The sequence below is a fragment of the Pseudomonas azadiae genome (assembly GCF_019145355.1).
Lineage (GTDB): Bacteria > Pseudomonadota > Gammaproteobacteria > Pseudomonadales > Pseudomonadaceae > Aquipseudomonas > Aquipseudomonas azadiae.
Map to the genome: position 1 here is coordinate 349,873 of NZ_JAHSTY010000002.1, position 24,842 is coordinate 374,714.

Annotated in this window: 21 protein-coding genes; 13 read left to right on the forward strand and 8 right to left on the reverse strand. The window is 62.1% G+C overall.

The genetic code is table 11. The annotated features are described in order from the left end of the window. Positions 1 to 68 precede the first annotated feature (68 nt). A complete protein-coding gene (gene punR, locus KVG91_RS17995; protein WP_169376573.1) occupies positions 69 to 983 on the reverse strand; it encodes a DNA-binding transcriptional activator PunR in 915 nt (304 codons plus the stop codon). A gap of 122 nt (positions 984 to 1,105) precedes the next feature. On the opposite strand from punR, the gene punC reads away from it, so the two are divergent. Then, complete coding sequence (punC, locus tag KVG91_RS18000; protein ID WP_169376572.1) at positions 1,106 to 2,290, forward strand: purine nucleoside transporter PunC; 1,185 nt, start codon at positions 1,106 to 1,108, stop codon at positions 2,288 to 2,290. A 134-nt stretch (positions 2,291 to 2,424) separates the two neighbouring features. Here the strand turns inward: punC and KVG91_RS18005 are convergent, their stop codons facing one another. Then, on the reverse strand, positions 2,425 to 3,258 hold the full coding sequence (locus tag KVG91_RS18005) for a nucleoside-binding protein (protein ID WP_169376571.1): 834 nt from the start codon (positions 3,256 to 3,258) through the stop codon (positions 2,425 to 2,427). A 158-nt stretch (positions 3,259 to 3,416) separates the two neighbouring features. On the opposite strand from KVG91_RS18005, the gene KVG91_RS18010 reads away from it, so the two are divergent. After that, positions 3,417 to 4,919: a nucleobase:cation symporter-2 family protein gene (locus KVG91_RS18010; RefSeq protein ID WP_169376570.1), complete on the forward strand. Its 1,503-nt coding sequence runs from the start codon at positions 3,417 to 3,419 to the stop codon at positions 4,917 to 4,919. 95 nt (positions 4,920 to 5,014) lie between these two features. On the opposite strand, the gene KVG91_RS18015 is transcribed toward KVG91_RS18010, so the two are convergent. After that, positions 5,015 to 5,947: a proline iminopeptidase-family hydrolase gene (locus tag KVG91_RS18015; RefSeq protein ID WP_169376569.1), complete on the reverse strand. Its 933-nt coding sequence runs from the start codon at positions 5,945 to 5,947 to the stop codon at positions 5,015 to 5,017. Between the two features lie 93 nt (positions 5,948 to 6,040). Next, complete coding sequence (locus tag KVG91_RS18020; protein WP_169376568.1) at positions 6,041 to 6,805, reverse strand: LuxR family transcriptional regulator; 765 nt, start codon at positions 6,803 to 6,805, stop codon at positions 6,041 to 6,043. A 183-nt stretch (positions 6,806 to 6,988) separates the two neighbouring features. Between KVG91_RS18020 and KVG91_RS18025 the strand changes: the two genes are divergently transcribed. From KVG91_RS18025 to KVG91_RS18050, 6 genes are read left to right on the forward strand one after another with little or no spacing between them, the layout of a single operon-like run. Continuing rightward, positions 6,989 to 7,876: a proline iminopeptidase-family hydrolase gene (locus KVG91_RS18025; RefSeq protein WP_169376567.1), complete on the forward strand. Its 888-nt coding sequence runs from the start codon at positions 6,989 to 6,991 to the stop codon at positions 7,874 to 7,876. 3 nt (positions 7,877 to 7,879) lie between these two features. Further along, entirely contained in the window at positions 7,880 to 8,827 is a 948-nt protein-coding gene (locus tag KVG91_RS18030; protein ID WP_169376566.1) for an ABC transporter permease, read from the forward strand. Beyond that, on the forward strand, positions 8,824 to 9,681 hold the full coding sequence (locus tag KVG91_RS18035; protein WP_169376565.1) for an ABC transporter permease: 858 nt from the start codon (positions 8,824 to 8,826) through the stop codon (positions 9,679 to 9,681). The genes KVG91_RS18030 and KVG91_RS18035 overlap by 4 nt, the downstream gene beginning before the upstream one ends. Then, positions 9,678 to 10,634, forward strand: a complete 957-nt coding sequence (locus KVG91_RS18040; RefSeq protein WP_169376564.1) for an ABC transporter ATP-binding protein — start codon at positions 9,678 to 9,680, stop codon at positions 10,632 to 10,634. Before KVG91_RS18035 ends, KVG91_RS18040 begins: the two co-directional genes overlap by 4 nt. Further along, the gene (locus KVG91_RS18045) at positions 10,631 to 11,602 is read left to right on the forward strand and encodes an ABC transporter ATP-binding protein (RefSeq protein ID WP_169376563.1); all 972 of its coding nucleotides are present in this window, start codon (positions 10,631 to 10,633) and stop codon (positions 11,600 to 11,602) included. Before KVG91_RS18040 ends, KVG91_RS18045 begins: the two co-directional genes overlap by 4 nt. Positions 11,603 to 11,634: 32 nt before the next feature. Continuing rightward, on the forward strand, positions 11,635 to 13,149 hold the full coding sequence (locus KVG91_RS18050) for an ABC transporter substrate-binding protein (protein WP_169376562.1): 1,515 nt from the start codon (positions 11,635 to 11,637) through the stop codon (positions 13,147 to 13,149). 225 nt (positions 13,150 to 13,374) lie between these two features. On the opposite strand, the gene KVG91_RS18055 is transcribed toward KVG91_RS18050, so the two are convergent. The 4 genes from KVG91_RS18055 to KVG91_RS18070 all read right to left on the reverse strand — a co-directional run bounded on the left by KVG91_RS18055 (position 13,375) and on the right by KVG91_RS18070 (position 17,029). After that, positions 13,375 to 14,115: a YciK family oxidoreductase gene (locus KVG91_RS18055; RefSeq protein ID WP_169376561.1), complete on the reverse strand. Its 741-nt coding sequence runs from the start codon at positions 14,113 to 14,115 to the stop codon at positions 13,375 to 13,377. 178 nt (positions 14,116 to 14,293) lie between these two features. Then, positions 14,294 to 14,965: an N-acetylmuramic acid 6-phosphate phosphatase MupP gene (gene mupP / locus KVG91_RS18060; protein WP_169376560.1), complete on the reverse strand. Its 672-nt coding sequence runs from the start codon at positions 14,963 to 14,965 to the stop codon at positions 14,294 to 14,296. 4 nt (positions 14,966 to 14,969) lie between these two features. Further along, the gene (ubiG, locus tag KVG91_RS18065; protein ID WP_169376559.1) at positions 14,970 to 15,668 is read right to left on the reverse strand and encodes a bifunctional 2-polyprenyl-6-hydroxyphenol methylase/3-demethylubiquinol 3-O-methyltransferase UbiG; all 699 of its coding nucleotides are present in this window, start codon (positions 15,666 to 15,668) and stop codon (positions 14,970 to 14,972) included. A gap of 29 nt (positions 15,669 to 15,697) precedes the next feature. Continuing rightward, positions 15,698 to 17,029 carry a TRZ/ATZ family hydrolase gene (locus KVG91_RS18070; RefSeq protein ID WP_169376558.1) on the reverse strand — a complete coding sequence of 444 codons (1,332 nt, stop codon included), beginning with the start codon at positions 17,027 to 17,029 and terminating at the stop codon, positions 15,698 to 15,700. 108 nt (positions 17,030 to 17,137) lie between these two features. Between KVG91_RS18070 and mtnA the strand changes: the two genes are divergently transcribed. From mtnA to hisC, 5 genes are all read left to right on the forward strand, one after another. Continuing rightward, complete coding sequence (gene mtnA, locus KVG91_RS18075; protein WP_217894920.1) at positions 17,138 to 18,214, forward strand: S-methyl-5-thioribose-1-phosphate isomerase; 1,077 nt, start codon at positions 17,138 to 17,140, stop codon at positions 18,212 to 18,214. Positions 18,215 to 18,638: 424 nt separating this feature from the next. After that, positions 18,639 to 21,293, forward strand: a complete 2,655-nt coding sequence (gene gyrA, locus KVG91_RS18080; RefSeq protein ID WP_169375184.1) for a DNA gyrase subunit A — start codon at positions 18,639 to 18,641, stop codon at positions 21,291 to 21,293. Positions 21,294 to 21,534: 241 nt separating this feature from the next. After that, entirely contained in the window at positions 21,535 to 22,620 is a 1,086-nt protein-coding gene (serC, locus tag KVG91_RS18085) for a 3-phosphoserine/phosphohydroxythreonine transaminase (protein ID WP_169375183.1), read from the forward strand. Then, on the forward strand, positions 22,620 to 23,714 hold the full coding sequence (gene pheA / locus KVG91_RS18090) for a prephenate dehydratase (protein ID WP_043047445.1): 1,095 nt from the start codon (positions 22,620 to 22,622) through the stop codon (positions 23,712 to 23,714). The genes serC and pheA overlap by 1 nt, the downstream gene beginning before the upstream one ends. 9 nt (positions 23,715 to 23,723) lie before the next feature. After that, positions 23,724 to 24,836, forward strand: coding sequence for a histidinol-phosphate transaminase (hisC, locus tag KVG91_RS18095; protein WP_169375182.1), 1,113 nt, complete (start codon positions 23,724 to 23,726; stop codon positions 24,834 to 24,836). Positions 24,837 to 24,842 lie beyond the last annotated feature (6 nt).

The window sequence follows — 24,842 nt, forward strand, 5'->3', positions numbered from 1 at the left end:
GCCAATGTCTCGACTGATACACCGCCATCGCGGGCAAGCCCGCTCCCACAGGGGGATATTCGTGACTGCTAGAGATCATCCCCATTCAACCACTCCTGGTTCATGGTTTCGCTATCCCCCAAATACTCCAACAACCACGCCATGGCCGGGGACAGCTTGCTCTGCGCCCAGGCCACGCACGACGGGCTGGCCGGGAAGGGGCGCGACAGTTGCAGCGCCACCAGCTCACCGCGTTCGATCCACGGCAACACCTGATGCGCCGGCGCCATGCCGACACACAGTCCGTCACGCAGGCAGTCAAGCGCGGACGCCCAATTCGGTACCACCAGCCGCCGCTGGTTATCCAGGGTCCAGGTGTCGCGCTTGGGCAGGTTGCGCGAGGTGTCGGTCATGCAGAGCGAGGCGAAGGGGCGCAGTTGATCGTCGCTCAGCAACCCGTCGACACTGGCCAGCGGATGCCGCGTACTGACCACGCACAGCCAGTTCAACAAGCCCATGTCGCGGAAGGTAAAGCGGCTGGCCACCGGCACCGCGCTGGTGGCGCCGATCACGATGTCGGTACGCTCATCCGCCAGCGCATCCCATACGCCGTTGTACACCTCGTATTCCAGCAGCAATTCCACCTCGGGAAACTGCCGATAGAAATCCAGCACCAACTGCCGGCACCGCTGAGGCTTGACGATGGAATCCACCGCCACCTTCAACTGGCCACTCCAGCCATTGGCGACCTGCTGACACAGGCGTCGGGTGCCGAGCATTTTCTTCATCACGCCACGGGCCTCGTCTATGAAAAGGCGGCCGGCCGGGGTGAGTTCCACGTCGCGGTGCCGCCGCACAAACAGCGGCACTGCCAGCCACTCTTCCAGCTGACGTACCGTATAGCTGATGGCGGACGGCACGCGGTGCAGTTCCTGGGCGGCGGCGCTGAAGCTGCCATGACGTGCCACGGCGTCGACCACGTCCAGGGAATATTCGGACCACATGAGCGCTGCCTTCAAATTTATTGATAGGGATATCCAATTATTATCGCTTCACACCCAAACTGTCAGCTTCATAATGGGCGCCAGTCAGCAAATAGTTTGACGGCAGGGTTAACAAGGCTTCAATGAAAAATTCTTTTGGTTTTACCGGGTACCTGGCGGGGCTGAGCATGCTCGGTTATCTCGCCATGGACATGTACTTGCCGGCGTTCGGCGCCATGGGCGAACAGTTGCAGATTGGCGCCGGTGCGGTGGGTGCCAGCTTGAGTATCTTCCTCGCCGGTTTTGCGCTCGGGCAATTGTTATGGGGGCCGCTGTCCGACCGCCTGGGACGCAAGCCAATCCTGCTCGCCGGCCTTGGCCTGTTTGTGCTGGGGTGCGCGGGGATGTTCTGGGTCGAGACCGCGCCGCAACTGCTGGCATTGCGTTTTGTCCAGGCGCTTGGCGTGTGTTCCGCCGCGGTGAGCTGGCAGGCGCTAGTGATCGACCGCTACCCGGCCGACAAGGCGCACCGCGTGTTCGCCAGCATCATGCCGCTGATGTCGCTGTCGCCGGCCCTGGCGCCGTTGTTGGGGGCCATGGTGCTGAATCACTTTGGCTGGCAGGCGATCTTCGGCGTCTTGCTCGGGGTATCGTTGCTATTGCTGTTGCCGACAGCCTTCCTGCGCACCCCGCCGAAACGCCGGGCGGAGGAGGGCGAACGTTCGCGCCTGGGTTATGGACAGTTACTTAAGTCCCGCGTGTTCACCGGCAACGTGATGATCTTCGCCGCGTGTTCGGCCAGTTTCTTCGCCTGGCTGACCGCGTCGCCTTTCATCCTGGGCGACATGGGCTACAGCCCGAATGATATCGGCCTGAGCTATGTGTTGCCGACCTTGGCGTTCCTGGTGGGCGGCTACAGCTGCCGCAGTGCCCTGCAGCGCGTTCAGGGCAAGACACTTTTGCCGTGGTTGCTGCTGGCGTATTGCATCAGCATGCTGGCGTTGTACCTGGTCGCGACCTTGAGCGTACCGACGCTGACCACCCTGCTGATTCCGTTCTGCCTGATGGCGCTGGTCAACGGTGCCAGTTACCCCATCGTCGTGGCGAATGCGCTGATGCCCTTTGCAGAAAATTCCGGCAAGGCGGCGGCGCTGCAAAACACACTGCAACTGGGGCTGTGCTTTTTGAGCAGCTTGTTGGTGTCATCGATGATCGACCAGCCGCTGCTGATTACCGTGATCGTGATGCTGGCGACCGCGCCCGTGGCTGTGTTCGGCTATTGGCTGGCGCGGCCTAAAACCGGTCGTTCGGAGCTGGTGCGCACTTGAAGTGATAATCGGCTCAAAATGTGGGAGCGGGCTTGCTCGCGAATGCGGTGTGTCAGTCACCAGATATTTCGACTGATACACCGCATTCGCGAGCAAGCCCGCTCCCACAGTTAAGACGGTTCCGTCAGCTACTACTAAAAGGTGATTTCCATATTCACCGTCGGCGTGGATGTACGGCTGCCCCGGCCGCCGTCCACGCCGAACTTGTTATGCCAGTACTCATAACCCACCCCCAGGTACAGGTTCGGCTTCACGCTTTTGCCCGGTCGTACCGCCACCATCAGCGCTGTGCGCATCAGCGCTTCCGGCGCGGTATCGCGGCCGTGGTAGTCATCGCCTTTCTCCCCGACGTAGTTGATGAACCCCTGGAACTTCGCTGCGTGGTCGGCGATTTCAAAGGGGCGCATCCAGGTCAGGTTGAGCATGTAGGTGTCGTCGAAGGTGTGGTTCATCTCCTGCGCGCCGGGGATGCCGGTGTGGTTCCTTTCCTTGTAGTACATCAGGCTCAAGTCCAGCACACCGACGGTGTTGAACTTCAAGGTCGGGCCGATCACCAGCGCGCGTTTTTTCGCTGAAGCGAGGTTGTTGTTGCGGTTGGCGTCAAAACCCAACGTGAGCGCGTAATCCTTGACCAGGCCGCTGCCCAGCGGCAGATCGAACACCCGCGATGCAAACAGCTGGTGCCGATACACCGCGTAGACCTCGCTCCCGCCCCGGTCAGTGCCCTTGCGCGGGTCGCGGCTGTCGGACAGGAACACATCGAGGTTGAGGAAATGGCTGCCATACCGGTAGCCGCTGGCGTGGGTAAAGCTGTAGATGCGCTTGCTGAATTCATCGGGGTTATTCGGATTGGTGAACTGCTGGCCGTAGCGAAAACCTACGCTGTTGTTCATCCATTCCACCGCGACGGCCTCCCCACCGCCGAGCAAGGTGAGTGCAACGGTTGCGCCCTGTAGTGCCTTTTTCATTGTCCTGGGTCCTTTGGCGTTCTGGCTCATCACGGCCGAATTGTTTTTGTAACGCCGAGGGAGGGTATCTTGTCCGACAGATTGTATACAACTCTATGGACATCCAGTCCTAACATTGCATACAGTGGCCGCACAACAAAAACAGAGAACCCCTCACCATGACTAACCCGAAGGCGTCACCGCAGCGGCCAGAAGATGAGAATCTCGGCGTCGCCGCCAACATGGCTTACGGCCTGCAACATGTACTCACCATGTACGGCGGCATCGTCGCGGTACCGTTGATCGTCGGCCAGGCGGCCGGGTTGTCGCCGGCGGACATCGGCCTGTTGATCGCGGCGTCATTGTTTGCCGGTGGCCTGGCCACGCTGTTGCAGACCCTCGGCCTGCCATTCTTTGGCTGCCAGTTGCCGCTGGTGCAGGGCGTGTCGTTTGCCGGTGTGGCAACCATGGTGGCGATTGTCGGCAGTGATGGCGCCGGCGGCGTGCCGGCGATTCTCGGGGCGGTGATGGCCGCGTCGTTCATCGGGTTGCTGATAACCCCGGTGTTCTCAAGGATCACCCAGTTCTTTCCGCCGTTGGTGACCGGTATCGTAATCACCACCATCGGCTTGACCCTGATGCCGGTCGCGGCGCGCTGGGCCATGGGCGGCAATAGCCGCGCTGCGGATTTCGGCAGCATGGCCAATATCGGCCTGGCGGCGCTGACCCTGGTGCTGGTGCTGCTGCTGAGCAAGATCGGCAGCGCGACCATTTCACGCCTGTCGATCCTGTTGGCGATGGTGATCGGCACGCTGATCGCGGTGTTCCTCGGCATGGCGGACTTCTCCGGCGTGGCCCAAGGGCCGATGTTCGGTTTCCCGACGCCATTCCATTTCGGCATGCCGACCTTCCACGTGGCCGCGATCATTTCCATGTGCATCGTGGTGATGGTGACCTTGGTCGAAACCTCGGCCGACATTCTGGCGGTGGGTGAAATCATCGACACCAAGGTCGATTCCAAACGCCTGGGTAATGGCCTGCGCGCCGACATGCTGTCGAGCATGTTTGCGCCAATCTTCGGTTCGTTCACACAGAGCGCGTTTGCCCAGAACGTCGGGCTGGTGGCGGTTACCGGGGTGAAGAGCCGCTTTGTGGTGGCCACGGGCGGGCTGTTCCTGGTGATCCTCGGCTTGTTGCCGTTCATGGGGCGCGTGATCGCGGCCGTGCCCACCTCAGTGCTGGGCGGCGCCGGGATCGTGCTGTTCGGCACTGTGGCCGCCAGCGGTATCCGCACACTGTCGAAGGTGGATTACCGTAACAACATGAACCTGATCATCGTCGCCACTTCCATCGGTTTCGGCATGATCCCGATTGCCGCGCCGAGCTTCTACGATCAATTCCCCAGCTGGTTCGCGACCATCTTCCACTCGGGAATCAGCTCGTCGGCGATCATGGCGATCCTGCTGAACCTGGCGTTCAACCATTTCACCGTCGGCAACTCGGACCAGCAATCGGTGTTTGTGGCCGGGACGGAGCGCAGTTTGTGTTTCCACGACGTGGCGGCACTGCGTGACGGGGATTACTTCAGGGGCGGCAAGTTGTTTGATGCCGAGGGTAAGGAGATTCCGGTGGTGGCGGATGCGCCGAGGAAAGCAGCCAAGCCTGAGGCCACTGAAGTCTAGAGTTGCACTGGGACCAACTGTGGGAGCTGGCTTGCCTGCGATTACGATAGTGAATCCACTGCCGCTATCGCAGGCAAGCCAGCTCCCACATTGATCTAATCAGCCTTCAGTTTTTTGTAATTTACAGAACACACCTCATCCAGAAACTTCACCACCGTCCCCATGCACGCCTGGCGTTCTTCCACATGGGGCATGTGGCTGGAGTCCTCAAACAGCGCCCAGCGCACATCGGCGATTTCATCCAGGAACGGCTTGACCACCAGCGGCGTGGCCTCGTCGTGGCGGCCCGAAATGACCAGGGTCGGCACCTTGATCGCCGACAACCGGCCCGTCGATTTCCAGTCCTTCAGGCTGCCGATCACATGGAACTCGGTGGGCCCGCTCATGGCGTGGTACACCGTCGGGTCCGAATCGACTTGGGCGAACGTGCGCGCGACCTCTTCAGGCCACGGGTTGACCCGGCACACGTGATGGTCATAGAACACGCGCGAGGCGGCGAGGTATTCCGGGTCCTGGTAAGCACCGGCGGCTTCGTGCTTGAGCAGGGTTTCATGCACACCCTCGGGCAACAATTTGCGCAGACGGTTAGCTTCGCTCACCCAGGTGCGCATGCAGGTCGGCGAATTGGCCGGGATAAAGGCACGCAGGCCCTTGGGCTGCCGCATCGCGTGCTCACTGCCGAGCATGCCGCCCCAGGATTGGCCGAGGATCGCGTAGTTGTCGCTGATCTGCAGGTGGTCCAGCAGGTTGTCCAATTCGGCGAGGAACAGTTCCACGGTCCAGAAAGACGGGTCTTTTTCCGGCAGATGGGTCGAGCGGCCGTTGCCGATCTGGTCGTAATGGATGACGGCGTGGCCGCTGGCGGCAACGTCTTTGAAGGCATCAACATAATCATGGGTGCAGCCGGGGCCGCCGTGGATGATCACCAGGGGCGTGCGCCCGCTGCGCAGGTCGCCGGTGACGCGGTACCAGGTTTGGTAGGCGCCAAACGCCGCATACCCTTCGCGGATTTTTTCGATGAATTCCATTTCGTGCCCTGCTCTGAAAAAAAGGATCAGGCACACGATAATGTGTGTGGGATATTCAGGTAACTAGCAAAACAGCTAGGTTTTGCCGGTGGGTCAGTCTTCAAGCAAGCGGTAGTGGGTGGCGCGAACCACGGCCTGTACGCGATTCTTGGCGCCCAACTTGTGCATCGCCGAGGCCAGGTGCAGGGTGACCACCGCCAGTGAACGGCTCAATTGCGTGGCGATTTCGGCGGCGGTCAGGCCGTCGGCGGCCCATTTGAGGCACTCGCGCTCGCGTTTGGTCAGGTGGATGTGCGGGTAGGTGCGCAGCTCTTTGCTGAACAGCGGGTAGGCTGCCTCCTGCAACGCATGGGAAATCAGGCTGAAATCCGACAAGGTACGCTGCGCATCCTGCAATACGTGGCCGGCTTTGCCGGTACGCAGGCCGGTCAGCGAGGCGAAGCCGCCACGGGGCAGGTGGATCGGCACGCTGACGCCGCAGGTCAATTGCTGGTCGTGCAGGTAGGAAGACACCGGCGCGTGGCAGGGGTCGATGATCCTCTGCAAAGGCGTGTCGACCTTGACGTCATAGGACCACACAAACGGTGACACCGTGCTCAGGGCCAGGTGTTGCACCGGGTCGATCTGGTAGAACCCTTTGCTGCACCACAAGGCATGCCAGTCTGGCGGGGTGTTGCGCAGTTCGAGCACCGAAGGGGTGATCAATGCACCATCCTGGTCAATCGGCACCGGGCTGTAGTCATACACCAGCGCATCGAAACCCAACTGCTGGGCGAGGATAAACGTGTTGTCCATCTGCTCATCCAGGCTCCTGCCCGGCATCAGACGGTGATTTAAGGCAGTCAGCTTGGCCAGCATCCTTTCTGCTCCCGAATTCATATGAATCTCGACTTGCTGCAAGTAGAATGCCACGCCCCGGCGAAGGACTGCCAGGCCAAACCTATAAGAAATGCTAGGTTATGGACGCGCGGCATCCTCGGTAGTGTTGGCCTGATAAACGGCTGCTACCTGCCAGGCCGACACAACACAAGGAAGGTATGCATGTGGCGTGAAATTGCCCCCGACCAGCAGTACAGCGTGCAAGTCGATGGCCATGAACTCGTGGTCTACAGCTTCGGCCAAGGCGATGAGGTGCTGCTGTGCCTCAACGGCGGGCCGGGCCTGCCGTGTGACTACTTGCGCGACGCCCATGGCTGGCTCAAAGACCATAACCTGCGAGTGGTTGCATTCGACCAGCTTGGCACAGGCGCTTCAGCCAGGCCCACCGACGTTTCGTTGTGGGAAATCAGCCGTTATGTCGAAGAAGTCGAAACCGTGCGCCAGGCGCTGGGCCTGGGGCGCGTGCATTTGCTTGGGCATTCCTGGGGCGGCTGGCTTGGTATCGAATACGCCATCCACTACCCCGATGCGCTGAAAAGCCTGATCCTGGAAAACACCGTCGGCGATATTCCGCACCTGTCCCGGGAGCTGGAGCGCCTGCGCGGCGCCCTCGGCAGCGAAACCGTGGCGATGATGCAACGCCACGAAGCCATGGGCACCCTCGACCACCCGCAATACCAGGCCGCGATCACCTTGCTCAACTATCGCCACGTGTGCCGCCTCGACGAATGGCCCGAGCCGGTCAAGCGTTCCCTCGGTGACTGGAACATGGGCCCCTACGAAACCATGCAGGGGCCCAACGAATTCCTCTACATCGGCAATCTCAAGGACTGGAACCGCCTCGACGAGATGGCCGGGTTCAAGATGCCGATCCTGATCACCACCGGCCAGCACGACGAACTTACCCCGGCGTGCGCCCTGCGCATGAAGCTTGCGGCCACACATGCTGAACTGCACGTTTTCCCCAACAGCAGCCATATGCCGTTTTACGAGGAGCCCCAGGCGTATTTCCCGGTGTTGCTGGACTTCCTTGCACGTCACCGAGGCTGACGGATGAACCTGGCGCGCTATCGTTTTGTGCTGTCTCGGCCGCTGCAATTGCTGCCGGTGCTGCTTGGCATCAGCCTGATCACCTTTGTGCTGGTGCGCTCGATCCCCGGCGACCCGGCGCGCGCCCTGCTGGGGTCGCGCAGCACGCCGGATGCCTTGCTGAAGATTCGGGCGCAGTACGGCCTCGACCAACCGTTGTGGCTGCAATACTTCTACTTCCTGAAAAACCTGCTCAAGGGCGACCTTGGCCAATCGCTGCTGTACAAGGTCGACGCCCTCAAGCTGATCGTCACCCGCATCGAGCCCACCCTGTTATTGGTGCTGGGCAGCGTGGTGCTGGCGCTGTTGATCGCGGTGCCGCTGGCGACCTTGGCCGCGCGCAACAAAGGCGGCTGGGCGGATAACCTGATCCGCGTGTTCACCACGGTCGGCCTGGGCATGCCGGCGTTCTGGCTGGGCCTGATGCTGATCCTGTTGCTGAGCGTGCAGTGGGGCCTGTTTCCGGTCTCCGGTTACGGCCGCACTTGGCTGGATAAGGTGCACCATATGGTGCTGCCGTGCCTGACCATCGCCCTGGCGCTGTCGGCGGTGCTGGTGCGTAACCTGCGCGCGAGCATGTTGATGGAGCTGCAGGCCGACCACGTCACCGCCGCCCGCGCACGTGGGCTGTCGGAAGCCGCCGTGTTCCGCCGTCATGTGTTGCCCAATTCACTGGTGCCGGCGGTCAACCTGCTGGCGGTGAATATCGGCTGGCTGATCAGCGGCACGGTGGTGATCGAAAGCCTGTTCGCCATTCCCGGCATCGGCCAACTGCTGGTGCGCGGCATTTTCACCCGCGATTACATGGTGGTGCAGGGCGTGGCCATGGTGCTGGCCTGTGCGACGGTGGTGGTCAACTTTATCGCCGACGTGGTGACGGTGGCCCTCGACCCGCGAGTGAAGATGCAATGAGCAGCCGCCCGATGATTGCCCCGTGGCGCTTGCGCCTGCGTTTTGGTTTTCGCAACGGTCGCCTGACCGCTGCGTGGGGCCTGTTGATTCTGCTGATGTGGCTGGCGCTCGCGCTGTTTGCGCCGTGGATCGCGCCCTATGACCCGATTGCGCAAAACACCGATGCCAGTTTGCTCGGCCCCGGCCTTGCCCATCCATTTGGTACGGACAACTACGGCAGGGACATCCTTTCGAGGGTGATCTGGGGCGCGCGCATCGACCTGCAACTGGCCATCGTCGGGGTGATCTTTCCGTTCATGATTGGCACCTTTATCGGCGCGGTCTCCGGCTACATCGGCGGTCGTTTCGACAGTGTCTGCATGCGCGTGATCGATGTGATCCTGGCGTTCCCGTTCCTGGTACTGATGCTGGCGATCATGGCCATCCTCGGTCCGGGCTTGCAGAGTTTTTATATCGCCATGGCGCTGGTGGGCTGGGTGTCGTACGCGCGGCTGATCCGTTCGCAGATCCTGGTGCTCAAGGAAAGCGACTTTGCCCTGGCCGCCAAGAGCCTGGGTTTTGGCCACGGGCGCATTTTGTTCCGGCACCTGTTGCCCAATGCGATGTTCGGCTCGATTGTATTTTCCATGTCTGACGCGGTGCTGGTGCTGCTCAATGGCGCCGCGGTGAGTTACCTGGGCCTGGGTGTGCAACCGCCGACCGCCGAATGGGGAACGATGGTCGCCGAAGGGCAAGCGTTTATAACCACCGCCTGGTGGATCTGCACCTTTCCAGGGTTGGCCATCGTGACCTTGGCCATGGGTTTCAGCCTGCTGGCCGACGGTGTGGCGCAAGTGTTGGGGGACCGCTCATGAGCCTGCTGCACGTGCGCGACCTCAGCGTGATCGCCAATAACGCCGGGCGTGATCTCACGCTGGTAGACCGCGTGTCCTTTGACCTGGCCGAAGGCGAAATCCTCGGGCTGGTGGGGGAAAGCGGCTCCGGCAAGACCATGGCCTGTCGCGGCCTGATGCGCCTGCTGCCGTCGCCCAATTTGCGCGTCCAGGGCGGCGCGGTTCGGCTGGCGGGCGAGGACTTGCTGCAACTCGATGAGGCCGGTATGCGCGCCGTGCGCGGCGGTCAGTTGGGCATGATCTTCCAGAACCCCAGCAGCCACCTCGACCCGCTGATGCGCATCGGCGAGCAGATCGCCGAGGGCATTCGCCTGCACCAGGGCGCGTCGAAAAAGGACGCGCGGTTGCAGGCCATCGACGTGCTGCGCCAGGTCGGCATTCCCGATCCCCAGGCGCGAGTCGACAACTACCCCCACGAGTTTTCCGGCGGCATGCGTCAACGCGCGATGATCGCCGTGGCCCTGGGCTGCAACCCCAAGGTGCTGATCGCCGACGAGCCGACCACGGCCCTGGATGTGACGGTGCAGGCGCAAATCCTGCGGCTGTTGCTGGAGCTGCGTGATCAACGCGGCCTGTCGATTATCATGATTACCCACGACCTCGGCGTGGTCGCGCAAACCTGCGATGCCATCGCCGTGATGTATGCCGGGCGCCTGTGTGAGCACGGCAGCAAATATGAGTTGCTGGCGCATCCGCAGCATCCTTACACCGCGGGCCTGATCGATTGCCAGCCCGCCCACAGCAGCGGTCACGCGCTGTTGCGCACCATCCCCGGACAGCCGCCGTTGCTCGACGCATTGCCCGCCGGCTGCCGATTCAACCCGCGTTGCCCGCAGGCCGGCGCCTTGTGCACCGAGGCGCTGCCGCAAGGTTCGCGGGTCGCCTGTCATTACCCTTTGGGAGCGCATTCATGAGCCTGTTGCAGATCAAGGACCTTGAGGTGAAGTTTGCCGCGTCCGGCAGCGGCGTGTTCGGCTTGAACAAGCAGTGGGTGAGGGCGGTAAACGGCGTGTCCCTGGACCTGGCGGCGGGTGAAACCCTGGGGTTGGTCGGCGAGTCCGGCAGCGGCAAGAGCACCCTCGGCCGGGCGGTCTTGCACCTCAACCCGATCAGCGCCGGCCAGGTGTTGTTCGATGGCGTCGACATGGCGCACGGCAGCGCCATCGACATCACCCGATTGCGGCATGAAACCGCGATGATTTTCCAAGACCCCTACGCCGCGCTGAACCCGCGCCAGACCATCGGCGAAATTATTGCCGAAGTGCTGCGCGTGCAGCGCAAGGTTGCGCCGGTGCAGATCCCCGCCCGCGTTAACGAATTGCTCGACCTGGTCGGCCTGCGCCCCGAACTGGCCAGCCGTAAACCCGGCTCCCTCAGCGGCGGCCAGTGCCAGCGCGTCGGCATCGCCCGGGCGCTGGCGGTGGAGCCACGGCTGATCATCGCCGATGAATGCGTGGCGGCGCTGGATGTGTCGATCCAGGGCCAGATCATCAACCTGCTGCTGGAATTGCAACAGCGCATGAACCTGGCGATCCTGTTTATCGCCCATGACCTGGCCATCGTGCGGCGCTTGTGCGACCGCGTGGCGGTGATGTACCTGGGCAAGATCGTCGAGGAGGGGCCGGTGGAAGCGGTCTTCACCTCGCCGCGCCATCCCTACACGGCGGCGTTGATCCAGGCGATCCCCGAGATCGATCCGCATCGGCCGTTGCCTACGGAGCCCTTGCCGGGTGAGCCCCCGAGCCCACTGAATTTGCCTACGGGCTGCGCCTTTCACCCGCGTTGCCGGCACGCCCGCGCAATGTGTTCCGTGGTATTGCCGCCGACCCATTTCCTGCACGAGCATCGGTACAGTTGCGTGCTTGAAGAACCTTTGCTTTGACCCTCTGCCATTCATTAACAAGGAGTTGTGATATGCAATCGCGCCACTTGAAGTTGCTCGCCGCCGCTACGTTGACCGCCTGGTCCCTGACTGCAGGGCTGGCACAGGCCGCTGGTGTTCTCACCATCGGCTGCCGTGAAGACAGCACCACGTTCGACCCGATCAAAAGCGCGCAGAACCGCGACACCTGGGTGTTCGCCAACGTCTACGACACCCTCGTGCGCGTGGACAACCTGGGGACCAAGATGGAACCGGGCCTGGCCGAAAGCTGGAATATTTCTCAGGACGGCCTGACCTACACCTTCAAGCTGCGTGATGCCAAGTTCTCCGACGGCTCGGCGATCACCGCTGACGATGCGGCGTTCAGCCTGTTGCGCATCCGCGACAACAAGGCCTCGCTGTGGGCCGACCCGTTCAACCTGATCAGCACCGCCAAGGCGTCGGACCCGAAGACCCTGGTGGTCACGCTGAAGACCCCGGCCGTCGCCTTCCTTTCGCAACTGGCGTCGCCGACGGTGTCGATCCTGTCGGAAAAAGCCATGACCAGGATGGGCGAAGACGCCTACTCGGAAAACCCGGTGACCTCCGGCGCGTTTACCGTGGACGAGTGGCGCAAGGGCGATCGCGTCATCCTCAAGAAGAACCCGAACTTCTGGCAGGCCAAGCAGGTGAGCCTGGATGGCGTGGAGTGGGTGTCGGTCACCGATGACAATACGCGCATGCGCATGGTGCAGAACAACGAGCTGGACACCGCGATCTTCGTACCTTTCTCGCGGGTTGAAGAGCTGAAGAAAGACAAGAACGTAGTGATCCACGCCGACCCGTCCACCCGTGAAGATCACCTGCTGATCAACCACGAACACGGCCTGCTGGCCAAGCCGGAAGTGCGTCAGGCGCTGGACATGGCCATCGACAAGCAATCGCTGGTCAAGACCGCCACTTACGGCCAGGGCACCGTGGCCTATTCCTACATCCCGAAGGGCTCGCTGTACCACTACGCCAACAACCTGCAACGCCCGTATGACCCGACCGCCGCCAAGAAGCTGCTGGAACAGGCCGGCGCCAAGGACTTGAAACTCAACTACGTGGTCAACGCCGGCAACGAAGCCGACGAGCAGATCGCGGTGATCATCAAGGACCAACTGGCCAAGGTCGGCGTGACCGCCAACCTGCAAAAGGTCGACCCGACCCAGAGCTGGCAGATGCTGGTGGACGGTGAGTACGATATTTCGGTGATGTACTGGACCAACGACATCCTCGACCCGGACCAGAAGACCACGTTCGTGCTGGGCCACGACACCAACCAGAATTACATGACCCGATACAAGAACGACAAGGTCAAGGACCTGGTGGCCGCCGCGCGGATCGAGGCCGACCCTGCCAAGCGCGAGCAAATGTATGTCGAACTGCAGAAACTGGCGAAACAGGATGTGAACTGGATCGACTTGTATTACAGCCCGTACATCAACATCTCACGCAAAAATGTGAGCAACTTCCTGCAAAACCCGCTGGGGCGATTCACGCTTGAGGAAGTGGTGAAAAACTAACATTTCAAATCAAATGTGGGAGCTGGCTCGCGAAGGCGGTCTGTAGTGAGCGGGCTTGCCCCGCGCTGGGCTGCGGCCCCAATAAAGACACCGCCAACCTCCAGGTGGAACCGAGCCGCTTGGTGTGGGGCCGCTTCGCCACCCAGCGCGGGGCAAGCCCGCTCACTACACTGCTATCGCAGGCAAGCCAGCTCCCACATTTTTGGTTCTGCGGTGTGTCAGGGGTTATTGCGCGTCGAACGCCTGGCCATTGATGCCAGTACTGTCCGGCCCCATCAGGTACAGATACACCGGCATGATCTCCTCCGGTGCCGGCCGTTCCATCGGGTTTTCCCCTGGATACGCCTGGGCCCGCATGCTGGTGCGTGTGCCGCCGGGGTTGATGCTGTTGGCGCGCACCGCCGCGACGTCTTCGAGCTCATCGGCGAGGGTTTGCATCAGGCCTTCAGTGGCGAACTTCGACACCCCGTAAGCCCCCCAATAAGCCCGGCCCTTGCGCCCGACGCTGCTGGAGGTGAACACCACCGACGCATCCTGTGACAGCTTGAGCAGCGGCAGCAAGGTGCTGGTCAGCATGAACATTGCGTTGACGTTCACGTGCATCACGCGCATGAAATTCTCGCCGGACAACTGCTCGATCGGCGTGCGTGGGCCGATGATGGACGCGTTGTGCAGCAGGCCGTCGAGGCGGCCGAATGCCTTTTCGATCATCGCCGCCAGCTCATCGTATTGATGAGGCAGGGCGGTCTCCAGGTTGAACGGAATCACCACCGGTTGCGGCTGGCCCGCCGCTTCGATCTCGTCATACACCTGTGCCAGGTTGGCTTCGGTCTTGCCCAGCAACAGCACGGTCGCGCCATGGGCAGCGTAGGCCTTCGCCGCCGCCGCGCCAATCCCGCGACCGGCGCCGGTCACCAGGATCACCCGGTCTTTGAGCAGATCTGGAGGTGCGCAGTAATCAAACATAAATAGCCTCGACAAAATTCACAGTGAAACAGCCCTCAATGTGGAATCCAATTCCTGTGGGAGCTGGCTTGCCTGCGATCGCGGCCTGTCAGTTGGCATGTGTGCTGGCTGACAGACCGCGATCGCAGGCAAGCCAGCTCCCACATTGACCTCAGTGTTTGTAAGATTTTTTGCGATCTCAGCAACTGCACAGCGCGTTATCCAGCACCTTGCGCAATTCCAGCGGGTGATCCACCACCACATCGGCGCCCCAATGGCGCGGGTTGTCGTCCGGGTGGATGTAGCCGTAAGTCACCGCCGCCGTGCGCGTGCCGGCGTCGCGGCCGGACTCGATATCGCGCAGGTCATCCCCCACGAACAGTACGCTGGCCGGGTCCAGGTTGAGCATCTTGCACGCCAGGATCATCGGCTCCGGGTCCGGCTTGCTGTTTTTCACATGGTCCGGGCAGATCAGCACGGCTGAGCGCTCGGCCAGGCCCAGTTGCTGCATGATCGGTTCGGCAAACCGCAGCGGCTTGTTGGTGACCACGCCCCAGATCAGGTTGGCTTTCTCGATGTCTTCGAGCAGTTCGGGCATGCCGTCGAAGAGCCTGCTGTGGACCGCGCAGCCCTTGAGGTAGCGCTCGAGGAATTCCTGGCGCAGTTCTTCAAAGCCTGGGGATTCGGGGTCCATCGAGAAGGTCACGGCAACCATCGCCCGCGCACCGCCGGAGATTTCATCGCGGATGTGCTGGTCATTGACCGGTGGCAAGCCGCGGTCGGCGCGCATCGCTTGGCAGATGGCGATAAAGTCCGGCGCGGTGTCCAGCAGGGTACCGTCCATGTCGAAGATAACCGCTCGCAACTTCACAGGCTTACTCCTCGCGCAGGGTCTGGATCATGTAGTTGACGTCAACGTCGCTGGCCAGCTTGTAGTGCTTGGTCAGCGGGTTGTAGGTCAAGCCGATGATGTCCTTGACGGTCAGCCCGGCCTGGCGGCTCCAGGCGCCCAGCTCGGACGGGCGAATGAATTTCTTGAAATCATGGGTGCCGCGCGGCAGCAGCTTCATGATGTATTCAGCGCCGATGATCGCGAACAGGTAGGCCTTGGGGTTGCGGTTGATGGTGGAGAAAAACACCTGGCCGCCCGGCTTGACCATGCGAAAGCACGCATGGATCACTGAGGACGGGTCCGGCACGTGTTCCAGCATCTCAAGGCAGGTGACCACGTCGAATTGCTGGGGCATCTCTTCAGCCAGGGCTTCGGCGGTGATCTGGCGGTATTCCACGCTCACGCCGGATTCCAGCTGGTGCAGCCGGGCCACGGCCAATGGCGCTTCGCCCATGTCGATCCCCATCACGGTGGCGCCGCGCAGGGCCATGGCTTCGCTGAGGATGCCGCCGCCGCAACCCACGTCCAGCACGTTCTTGCCGGCCAGGTTGACGCGTTCGTCAATCCAGTTGACCCGCAGCGGGTTGATGTCGTGCAGGGGCTTGAACTCGCTTTCGCGGTCCCACCAACGGTGGGCCAGGGCTTCAAACTTGGCGATCTCGGCGTGGTCGACGTTGCTCATGGTGAATCCTCTAAAGCTGATAAATCGGTTTATTCGCTGTGCCCGCTGATGCGTCGTCCCCAGGCGATGGCCGTGGCGGTCAACTGTGCTTCATCCATGCGGGTCAATTGCCGGTCGTCGAGCAACTGCTTGCCGGCGACCCAAAGGTGTTTCACGCAATCGCGACCGGTGGCGTATATAAGCTGTGAGACCGGATCGTAGATCGGTTGTTGCGCCAGCCCCGACAGATCGAAGGCGACGATATCCGCGGCCTTGCCGACTTCCAGCGAGCCGATCTCGCTTTCCAGGCCCATGGCCCGCGCGCCATTGAGGGTCGCCATGCGCAGCGCGCGATGGGCGTCCAGCGCCGTGGCCGAACCGGCGACGGCCTTGGCCAGCATCGCGGCGGTGCGGGTTTCGCCCAGCAGATCGAGGTCGTTGTTGCTGGCGGCACCGTCAGTGCCTATAGCCACATTGACGCCAGCCTGCCACAGGCGTTCAACCGGGCAGAAGCCGCTGGCCAATTTCAGGTTCGATTCCGGGCAATGGATGACGCTGGTGTTGCTTTCTACCAGCAAAACCAGGTCATCCTCGCTGATTTGGGTCATATGAACGGCCTGGAAGCGCGGCCCCAGCAGGCCCAGGCGTCCCAGGCGCGCCAGTGGGCGCTCGCCGGTCTGCTCGACGGCTTGCTGCACTTCGAAGGCGGTTTCATGCACGTGCATATGGATTGCGGCATCCAGTTCTTCGGCGATCACCCGGATTTTTTCCAGGTTGTCGTCGCACACGGTGTAGGGCGCGTGGGGACCGAAGGTGATCTTGATGCGCGAGTGGTGCTTGAGGTCGCCGAACAGCTCGATACCCTGGCGGATCGCCTCATCGGCGCTGCCGGCGCCGGGAATCGGGAAGTCGAGGATCGGAATCGCGATCTGCGCGCGCATGCCGCTGTTGTGCACGCAGTCGCTGGCGACCTTGGGGTAGAAGTACATGTCCGAAAAGCAGGTGATGCCGCCCTTGAGCTGTTCGGCGATGGCCAGGTCGGTACCGTCGCGTACGAAGGCTTCATCGACCCATTTGGCCTCGGCGGGCCAGATGTGTTTTTCCAGCCAGGTCATCAGCGGCAAATCGTCGGCCAGCCCGCGAAACAGGCTCATCGCCGCGTGCCCGTGGGCGTTGATCAGGCCGGGGCTGAGCAGCATGCCGGGCAGTTCGCGCACCTCAACGGCCGCAAGCTTCAAGGCCGCGGCCCGTGGCCCGATAAAGGCAATGCGCCCATCACGGATGCCCAGGCCGTGCTCCTTGAGCACCACGCCGGCGGGTTCGACAGGTACCAGCCAGGTTGGCAGCAACAATAAGTCGAGCGGGGCGGCAGAGGCAGTCATCGCGGGCTTCTTCCCAGGCAGCTATAAAAGAAGAGCGAAGTATACCCGAGCGTCCTGGCTGGCGGATCGCTATAATCGGCGGCTTTGTTCATGAGTGCGGAGTAACGGATGCGCGATCGACTGTTGGCAGCGGAGAAAGTGAAAGCCATCGATTGGCGTGATGGCGCGCTGTACCTGCTCGATCAGCGTGCCTTGCCGTCCCGCGAAAGCTGGGTGGCCTGCGTCACGGTCGATGAGGTGGCTGCGGCCATTCGCTCGATGGTGGTGCGTGGTGCGCCGGCCATCGGTATCAGCGCTGCGTATGGTCTGGTGCTGGCCGCGCGCGAACGCATTGCTGAAGGCGGCGACTGGCAGGCCGCGTGGGAAGAAGACTACGCATTGCTGGCCGACAGCCGACCGACCGCGTCGAACCTGTTCTGGGCGTTGAAGCGCATGCGCGACCGCCTGGACCGCGTCAAGAAGCACGCCGATCCACTGGCGGTGCTGGAAGCCGAGGCGATCGCGATCCACGAGAGTGACCGCGAAGCCAACCTCACCATGGCCCAGTTGGGTGTCGAGCTGATCCGCAAGCACCAGGGCAATGCCCAGGCGATCCTCACCCACGGCAATGCAGGCGCCCTGGCGACCGGCGGTGTCGGCACGGCGCTCGGGGTGATCCGCGCGGCCTATCTGGAAGGCATGGTGGAGCAGGTGTACGCCAATGAAACCCGGCCCTGGCTGCAAGGCTCGCGCCTGACCGCCTGGGAGCTGGCGGGCGATGGCATCCCGGTGACGGTGAATGCCGACTCGGCCGGTGCGCATATCCTCAAGACCAAGGGCGTGACCTGGGTGATCGTCGGCGCTGACTGCATTGCCGCCAATGGTGATGTGATCGGCAAGATCGGCACCTATCAACTGGCGGTGTGTGCCATGCATCACGGCGTGCGGTTCATGGTGGTGGCGCCGAGTTCGACCCTGGACCTGATGATCGCGACTGGCGATGATGTCGCCCTCGAAGAGCGCGATGCCGGCGAGCTGCTGGAAGTCGCCGGCCAGCGTTTTGCCGCGGATGTGAGCGCCTACAACCCGGTATTCGACGTGACGCCAGCGGATCTGATCGATGTGATCGTGACGGAGAAGGGCGTTGTCGAGCGGCCGGATACGGCCAAGCTGGCCAAGTTGATGTGCCGTAAGCGGTTGCATTGAGGCCTTTGGCGCCTGGGAAATCGCTATCGCAGGCAAGCCAGCTTCCACACTGACTGTGTTCACACGTCAAAATGTGGGAGCGGGCTTGCCCGCGATTGGCCCTCAGGCGTCAACAAAACCCTCGGATCCACCCTCCAAAAACAGCACCACCCCACCTCTGAGCCTCTCTCGTCCCTCTCAAGCCTGTCACCGGTCAAATTACTAGCCTCCATGCGCATCAGGGGGATAGGTGCGTGGCGGCGATTGTGATAACATCCGGCGGTTTCCAGGGCCGCCCCGAGGGGCTGCCTTAAACGCGCAGATCCGTGTCATAACTCGTTGATTTGTCGTAAGTCGTTGTCAGGCACTTTGCCGGCGGCGGCGAGCTTCGTTCGTCCCGAATGGATGTGACGAGGTTTCACCCGAAAAAGGAATCAGGCTTCTCATGGGCGAACTGGCCAAAGAAATCCTCCCGGTCAATATCGAAGACGAGCTGAAACAGTCCTACCTCGACTACGCGATGAGCGTTATTGTCGGTCGGGCACTGCCTGATGCGCGCGACGGCTTGAAGCCCGTGCACCGGCGTGTGCTGTTCGCGATGAGCGAGCTGGGTAACGACTGGAACAAGCCGTACAAGAAATCTGCCCGTGTTGTCGGTGACGTGATCGGTAAGTATCACCCTCACGGCGACACTGCGGTGTACGACACCATCGTTCGGATGGCCCAGCCGTTTTCCCTGCGCTACCTGCTGGTAGACGGCCAGGGCAACTTCGGTTCGGTCGACGGCGACAACGCCGCGGCCATGCGATACACCGAAGTGCGCATGACCAAGCTGGCGCACGAGCTGCTGGCCGACCTGCACAAAGAAACCGTGGACTGGGTGCCGAACTACGACGGCACCGAAATGATCCCGGCCGTCATGCCCACCCGTATTCCCAACCTGCTGGTCAACGGTTCCAGCGGTATCGCCGTGGGCATGGCCACCAACATCCCGCCGCACAACCTCGGTGAAGTCATCGACGGTTGCCTGGCCCTCATCGACAACCCCGAGCTGACCGTCGATGAGCTGATGCAGTACATCCCCGGCCCGGACTTCCCGACCGCCGCGATCATCAACGGCCGTGCCGGCATCATCGAAGCCTACCGCACCGGTCGCGGCCGCATCTACATGCGCGCCCGCTCCATGATCGAGGACATCGACAAGGTCGGTGGCCGCCAGCAGATCGTCATCACCGAACTCCCGTACCAGCTGAACAAGGCGCGTCTGATCGAGAAGATCGCCGAGCTGGTTAAAGAGAAGAAGCTCGAAGGCATCACTGAACTGCGCGACGAGTCCGACAAAGACGGTATGCGCGTGGTGATCGAGCTGCGTCGTGGCGAAGTGCCCGAGGTGATCCTCAACAACCTCTACGCCCAGACCCAGCTGCAAAGCGTGTTTGGTATCAACGTGGTTGCACTGATCGACGGCCGTCCGCGCATCCTGAACCTCAAGGACCTGCTGGAAGCATTCGTGCGTCACCGCCGCGAAGTGGTCACCCGCCGTACCGTGTTCGAACTGCGCAAGGCCCGCGAGCGCGGCCATATCCTGGAAGGCCAGGCGGTTGCGCTGTCGAACATCGACCCGGTGATCGCCCTTATCAAGGCTTCGCCGACGCCGTCGGAAGCTAAAGAAGCCCTGATCAAGATGCCGTGGGAATCCAGCGCCGTAGTGGCCATGGTTGAACGCGCCGGCGCCGATTCCTGCCGTCCCGAGACCCTGGACCCGCAATACGGCCTGCGTGACGGCAAGTATTTCCTCTCCCCGGAACAGGCCCAGGCCATCCTGGAACTGCGCCTGCACCGCCTGACCGGCCTGGAGCACGAGAAGCTGCTGGCCGAGTACCAGGAGATCCTCAACCAGATCGGCGAGCTGATCCGCATCCTCAACAGCGCCGTGCGCCTGATGGAAGTGATCCGCGAAGAGCTGGAAGTGATCCGCGCCGAATACGGCGACGTGCGCCGCACCGAAATCCTCGATGCCCGCCTCGACCTGACCCTGGGCGACATGATCCCGGAAGAAGAGCGCGTGGTGACCATCTCCCACGGCGGCTACGCCAAGACCCAGCCGCTGGCGGCGTACCAGGCCCAGCGTCGTGGTGGTAAAGGTAAATCGGCTACCGGCGTGAAGGACGAGGACTACATCGCTCACCTGCTGGTCGCCAACAGCCACACCACGCTGCTGCTGTTCTCCAGCAAGGGCAAGGTGTACTGGCTGAAAACCTACGAAATTCCGGAAGCGTCCCGCGCCGCCCGTGGTCGCCCGCTGGTCAACCTGCTGCCGCTGGACAGTGATGAATACATCACCACCATGCTGCCGGTCGAGGACTACACCGAAGGTCACTTCATCTTCATGGCCACCGCCAAGGGCACCGTGAAGAAGACCCCGCTGGAATCCTTCAGCCGTCAACGCAGCGTGGGCCTGATCGCCCTGGAACTGGATGAAGGCGATGTACTGATCTCTGCCGCCATCACCGACGGCGAGCGTGAAGTCATGCTGTTCTCCGACGGCGGCAAGGTCACGCGCTTCAAGGAATCCGACGTGCGCGCCATGGGCCGTACCGCACGCGGTGTGCGCGGCATGCGCCTGCCGGAAGGGCAGAAGCTGATTTCGATGCTGATCCCGGAAGAAGGCAGCCAGATCCTCACCGCTTCCGAGCGTGGTTATGGCAAGCGCACGGCCATCAGCGAGTTCCCGGAGTACAAGCGTGGCGGCCAGGGCGTGATCGCCATGGTCAGCAACGACCGAAACGGCCGTCTGGTCGGCGCGGTCCAGGTGCTCGACGGCGAGGAAATCATGCTGATTTCCGACCAGGGCACCCTGGTGCGTACCCGCGTCGCCGAAGTGTCGAGCCTGGGCCGTAACACCCAGGGCGTGACCTTGATCAAGCTGGCCAAGGACGAAAAACTGGTGGGCCTGGAGCGTGTGCAGGAACCATCGGAAGTCGAAGGCGAAGAGCTTGAAGGTGACGACGTTGAAGGCGAGGTGATCGCAGCCGGCGATGACCACGTCGACGAGCCAACCCTCGATGCAGCCGCAGACGAAGAAGAACCGCAGGAATAAGCGGACACACAGGGGGCGGATGAAGATTCGCCCCCTTGTTGTTTGTCCCGTATGAAACATGTCCTTGGTCTGGCACCGATCCCTGTGGGAGCTGGCTTGCCTGCGATAGCATCACCGCGGTATTACTGGAACTACCGCGGTGCCTGTATCGCAGGCAAGCCAGCTCCCACAAGGGTTCGCTCCAGCGAAAGGGTGTTGTGGAACATGATTGCAGCCCCACCAAATCAAAGTGAGATTGGATGTGAGCAAGAGAGCCTATAACTTCTGTGCCGGTCCCGCGGCGCTTCCTGAAGCAGTCCTGCAGCGCGCGCAGGGTGAACTCCTCGACTGGCATGGAAAAGGCCTCTCCGTGATGGAAATGAGCCATCGCAGCGATGAGTTCGTGTCCATCGCCACCAAAGCCGAGCAGGACCTGCGCGACTTGCTGGACATCCCCTCCCACTACAAGGTGCTGTTCCTGCAGGGCGGCGCCAGCCAGCAGTTCGCGCAGATCCCGCTGAACCTGCTGCCCGAAGGCGGCACGGCCGACTATATCGACACCGGTATCTGGGGGCAGAAAGCCATTGAAGAGGCCTCCCGTTACGGCCACGTCAATGTGGCGGGCACCGCCAAGCCTTACGACTACTTCGCCATTCCCGGCCAGAACGAGTGGAAGCTGTCCAAGGATGCGGCCTACGTGCATTACGTCGCCAACGAAACCATCGGCGGCCTGCAATTCGACTGGGTGCCGCAAGTGGGCGACGTTCCGCTGGTGTGCGACATGTCCTCGGACATCCTGTCGCGCCCGATCGACGTGTCCAAATACGGCATGATCTACGCCGGCGCACAGAAGAACATCGGCCCGAGCGGCATCCTCGTCAACATCATCCGTGAAGACCTGCTCGGCCGCGCCCGTTCGCTGTGCCCGACCATGCTCAACTACAAGGTCGCGGCTGATAACGGTTCGATGTACAACACCCCGCCGGCGTTCGCCTGGTACCTGTCCGGCCTGGTGTTCGAATGGCTGAAAGAGCAGGGCGGTGTCGCCGCCATGGGCAAGCTCAACGAAGTGAAGAAACGCACCCTGTACGACTTCATCGACGCCAGCGGCCTGTACAGCAACCCGATCAACCTCAGCGACCGCTCCTGGATGAACGTGCCGTTCCGCCTGGCGGACGACCGCCTCGACAAGCCGTTCCTGGCCGGCGCCGATGAGCGCGGCCTGCTCAACCTCAAGGGCCACCGTTCGGTCGGTGGCATGCGCGCCTCCATCTACAACGCTGTCGATATCAACGCGATCAATGCGCTGGTTTCCTACATGGCAGCGTTCGAAAAGGAACACGGCTAATGTCCGAGCAAGAACTCAAGGCCCTGCGCGTACGCATTGACAGCCTGGACGAGAAAGTCCTGGAGCTGATCAGTGAGCGCGCGCGGTGCGCCCAGGAAGTGGCCCGCGTGAAAATGGCTTCCCTGGCAGAAGGCGAAGTGCCGGTGTTCTACCGCCCTGAGCGTGAAGCGCAAGTGCTCAAGCGCGTGATGGAGCGCAACAGGGGCCCGTTGGGCAACGAAGAAATGGCGCGGTTGTTCCGCGAAATCATGTCCTCGTGCCTGGCGCTCGAGCAGCCGCTGAAAGTGGCGTACCTCGGCCCGGAAGGCACCTTCACCCAGGCGGCGGCCATGAAGCATTTCGGCCACGCGGTGATCAGCAAGCCGATGGCGGCAATCGACGAGGTCTTCCGCGAAGTGGCGGCCGGCGCGGTGAACTTTGGCGTGGTGCCGGTGGAAAACTCCACCGAAGGCGCGGTCAACCACACGCTGGACAGCTTCCTGGAACACGACATGGTGATCTGCGGTGAAGTCGAGCTGCGTATTCACCACCACCTGCTGGTGGGCGAGAACACCAAGACCGACAGCATCAGCCGCATCTACTCCCACGCCCAGTCATTGGCTCAGTGCCGCAAATGGCTGGACGCGCATTACCCGAATGTCGAACGCGTGGCGGTCTCCAGCAACGCCGAGGCGGCCAAGCGGGTCAAGGGTGAATGGAACTCGGCGGCGATCGCCGGTGATATGGCGGCGGGCCTGTATGGCCTGACGCGCCTGGCCGAGAAAATCGAGGACCGCCCGGACAACTCCACGCGCTTCCTGATGATCGGCAGCCAGGAAGTGCCGCCGACCGGCGACGACAAGACCTCGATTATCGTCTCCATGAGCAACAAGCCCGGCGCGCTGCATGAACTGCTGGTGCCGTTCCACGACAACGGGATTGACCTGACGCGCATCGAGACGCGTCCTTCGCGCAGCGGTAAATGGACCTACGTGTTCTTTATCGACTTCATCGGCCATCACCGCGACCCGCTGGTCAAGGGCGTGCTCGAGAAAATCAGTCAGGAAGCCGTGGCACTCAAGGTGCTGGGCTCTTACCCGAAAGCGGTTTTGTGAGGCTTTAACATGAGTGGCAACTTCCTCGCCCTGGCGCAGCCGGGCGTGCAACAACTGTCGCCTTACGTTCCGGGCAAGCCTGTGGACGAGCTGGCGCGTGAGTTGAATCTGGACCCGGCGAAGATCGTCAAGCTGGCGAGCAACGAGAACCCGCTGGGCCCGAGCCCTAAAGTGTTGGCGGCGATTCATGCAGAGCTGGCCGAGCTGACGCGTTACCCCGATGGCAACGGATTCGCACTCAAATGCCTGCTGGCGCAAAAGTGCCGGGTCGAGCTGAACCAGGTGACCCTGGGCAACGGTTCCAACGACATCCTTGAACTGGTCGGCCGTGCCTATTTGGCGCCGGGCTTGAACGCGGTGTTCAGCGAGCACGCGTTTGCGGTCTATCCGATCGTGACCCAGGCCGTTGGCGCCGATGCACGCGTCATTCCCGCGAAAAACTGGGGCCACGACCTGCCGGCGATGCTGGCGGCCATCGATGCACAGACGCGCGTGGTGTTCATCGCCAACCCGAACAACCCGACCGGTACCTGGTTCGACGCGCAGTCGCTGGGCGACTTCCTGCGACAGGTGCCCGAGCACGTGCTGGTGGTGCTGGACGAAGCCTACATCGAGTACGCCGAAGGCGGTGACCTGCCGGATGGTCTGGATTTCCTGGCGGCTTACCCGAACCTGCTGGTCTCGCGCACCTTCTCCAAGGCTTACGGCCTGGCGTCGCTGCGGGTCGGCTACGGCCTGTCCAGCGCCATCGTCGCCGATGTGCTGAACCGCGTGCGCCAACCGTTCAACGTCAACAGCCTCGCCCTTGCGGCGGCCTGTGCGGCGGTGAAGGACGCCGGGTACCTGGAAGAAGGCCGGCGCATCAACGAAAGCGGCATGCGGCAGTTGCAGGAAGGCTTCCGTGAGCTGGGCCTGGGCTGGATTCCGTCCAAGGGCAACTTCATTTGCGTCGACCTGGGCCAGGTGGCCGCCCCGGTATTCCAGGGACTGCTGCGCGAAGGCGTGATCGTACGCCCGGTGGCCAACTACGGCATGCCGAACCACCTGCGTGTCACCATCGGCCTGCCGGGTGAAAACAGCCGCTTCCTGGAGGCGCTGGCCAAGGTCCTGGCTCGTGGTTGATGTCAC

Bases quoted from the DNA above. Each gene is read 5' to 3' on its own strand.
- KVG91_RS18040 (WP_169376564.1), top strand. From the start codon at position 9,678: ATGAGCCTGCTGCACGTGCGCGACCTCAGCGTGATCGCCAATAACGCC.
- KVG91_RS18025 (WP_169376567.1), top strand. From the start codon at position 6,989: ATGTGGCGTGAAATTGCCCCCGACCAGCAGTACAGCGTGCAAGTCGAT.
- punC (WP_169376572.1), top strand. From the start codon at position 1,106: ATGAAAAATTCTTTTGGTTTTACCGGGTACCTGGCGGGGCTGAGCATG.
- KVG91_RS18020 (WP_169376568.1), bottom strand. From the start codon at position 6,805: ATGCTGGCCAAGCTGACTGCCTTAAATCACCGTCTGATGCCGGGCAGG.
- KVG91_RS18005 (WP_169376571.1), bottom strand. From the start codon at position 3,258: ATGAAAAAGGCACTACAGGGCGCAACCGTTGCACTCACCTTGCTCGGC.
- KVG91_RS18010 (WP_169376570.1), top strand. From the start codon at position 3,417: ATGACTAACCCGAAGGCGTCACCGCAGCGGCCAGAAGATGAGAATCTC.
- punR (WP_169376573.1), bottom strand. From the start codon at position 983: ATGTGGTCCGAATATTCCCTGGACGTGGTCGACGCCGTGGCACGTCAT.
- KVG91_RS18050 (WP_169376562.1), top strand. From the start codon at position 11,635: ATGCAATCGCGCCACTTGAAGTTGCTCGCCGCCGCTACGTTGACCGCC.
- pheA (WP_043047445.1), top strand. From the start codon at position 22,620: ATGTCCGAGCAAGAACTCAAGGCCCTGCGCGTACGCATTGACAGCCTG.
- KVG91_RS18015 (WP_169376569.1), bottom strand. From the start codon at position 5,947: ATGGAATTCATCGAAAAAATCCGCGAAGGGTATGCGGCGTTTGGCGCC.
- mtnA (WP_217894920.1), top strand. From the start codon at position 17,138: ATGCGCGATCGACTGTTGGCAGCGGAGAAAGTGAAAGCCATCGATTGG.
- KVG91_RS18030 (WP_169376566.1), top strand. From the start codon at position 7,880: ATGAACCTGGCGCGCTATCGTTTTGTGCTGTCTCGGCCGCTGCAATTG.
- KVG91_RS18045 (WP_169376563.1), top strand. From the start codon at position 10,631: ATGAGCCTGTTGCAGATCAAGGACCTTGAGGTGAAGTTTGCCGCGTCC.
- gyrA (WP_169375184.1), top strand. From the start codon at position 18,639: ATGGGCGAACTGGCCAAAGAAATCCTCCCGGTCAATATCGAAGACGAG.
- hisC (WP_169375182.1), top strand. From the start codon at position 23,724: ATGAGTGGCAACTTCCTCGCCCTGGCGCAGCCGGGCGTGCAACAACTG.
- KVG91_RS18070 (WP_169376558.1), bottom strand. From the start codon at position 17,029: ATGACTGCCTCTGCCGCCCCGCTCGACTTATTGTTGCTGCCAACCTGG.
- KVG91_RS18055 (WP_169376561.1), bottom strand. From the start codon at position 14,115: ATGTTTGATTACTGCGCACCTCCAGATCTGCTCAAAGACCGGGTGATC.
- KVG91_RS18035 (WP_169376565.1), top strand. From the start codon at position 8,824: ATGAGCAGCCGCCCGATGATTGCCCCGTGGCGCTTGCGCCTGCGTTTT.
- ubiG (WP_169376559.1), bottom strand. From the start codon at position 15,668: ATGAGCAACGTCGACCACGCCGAGATCGCCAAGTTTGAAGCCCTGGCC.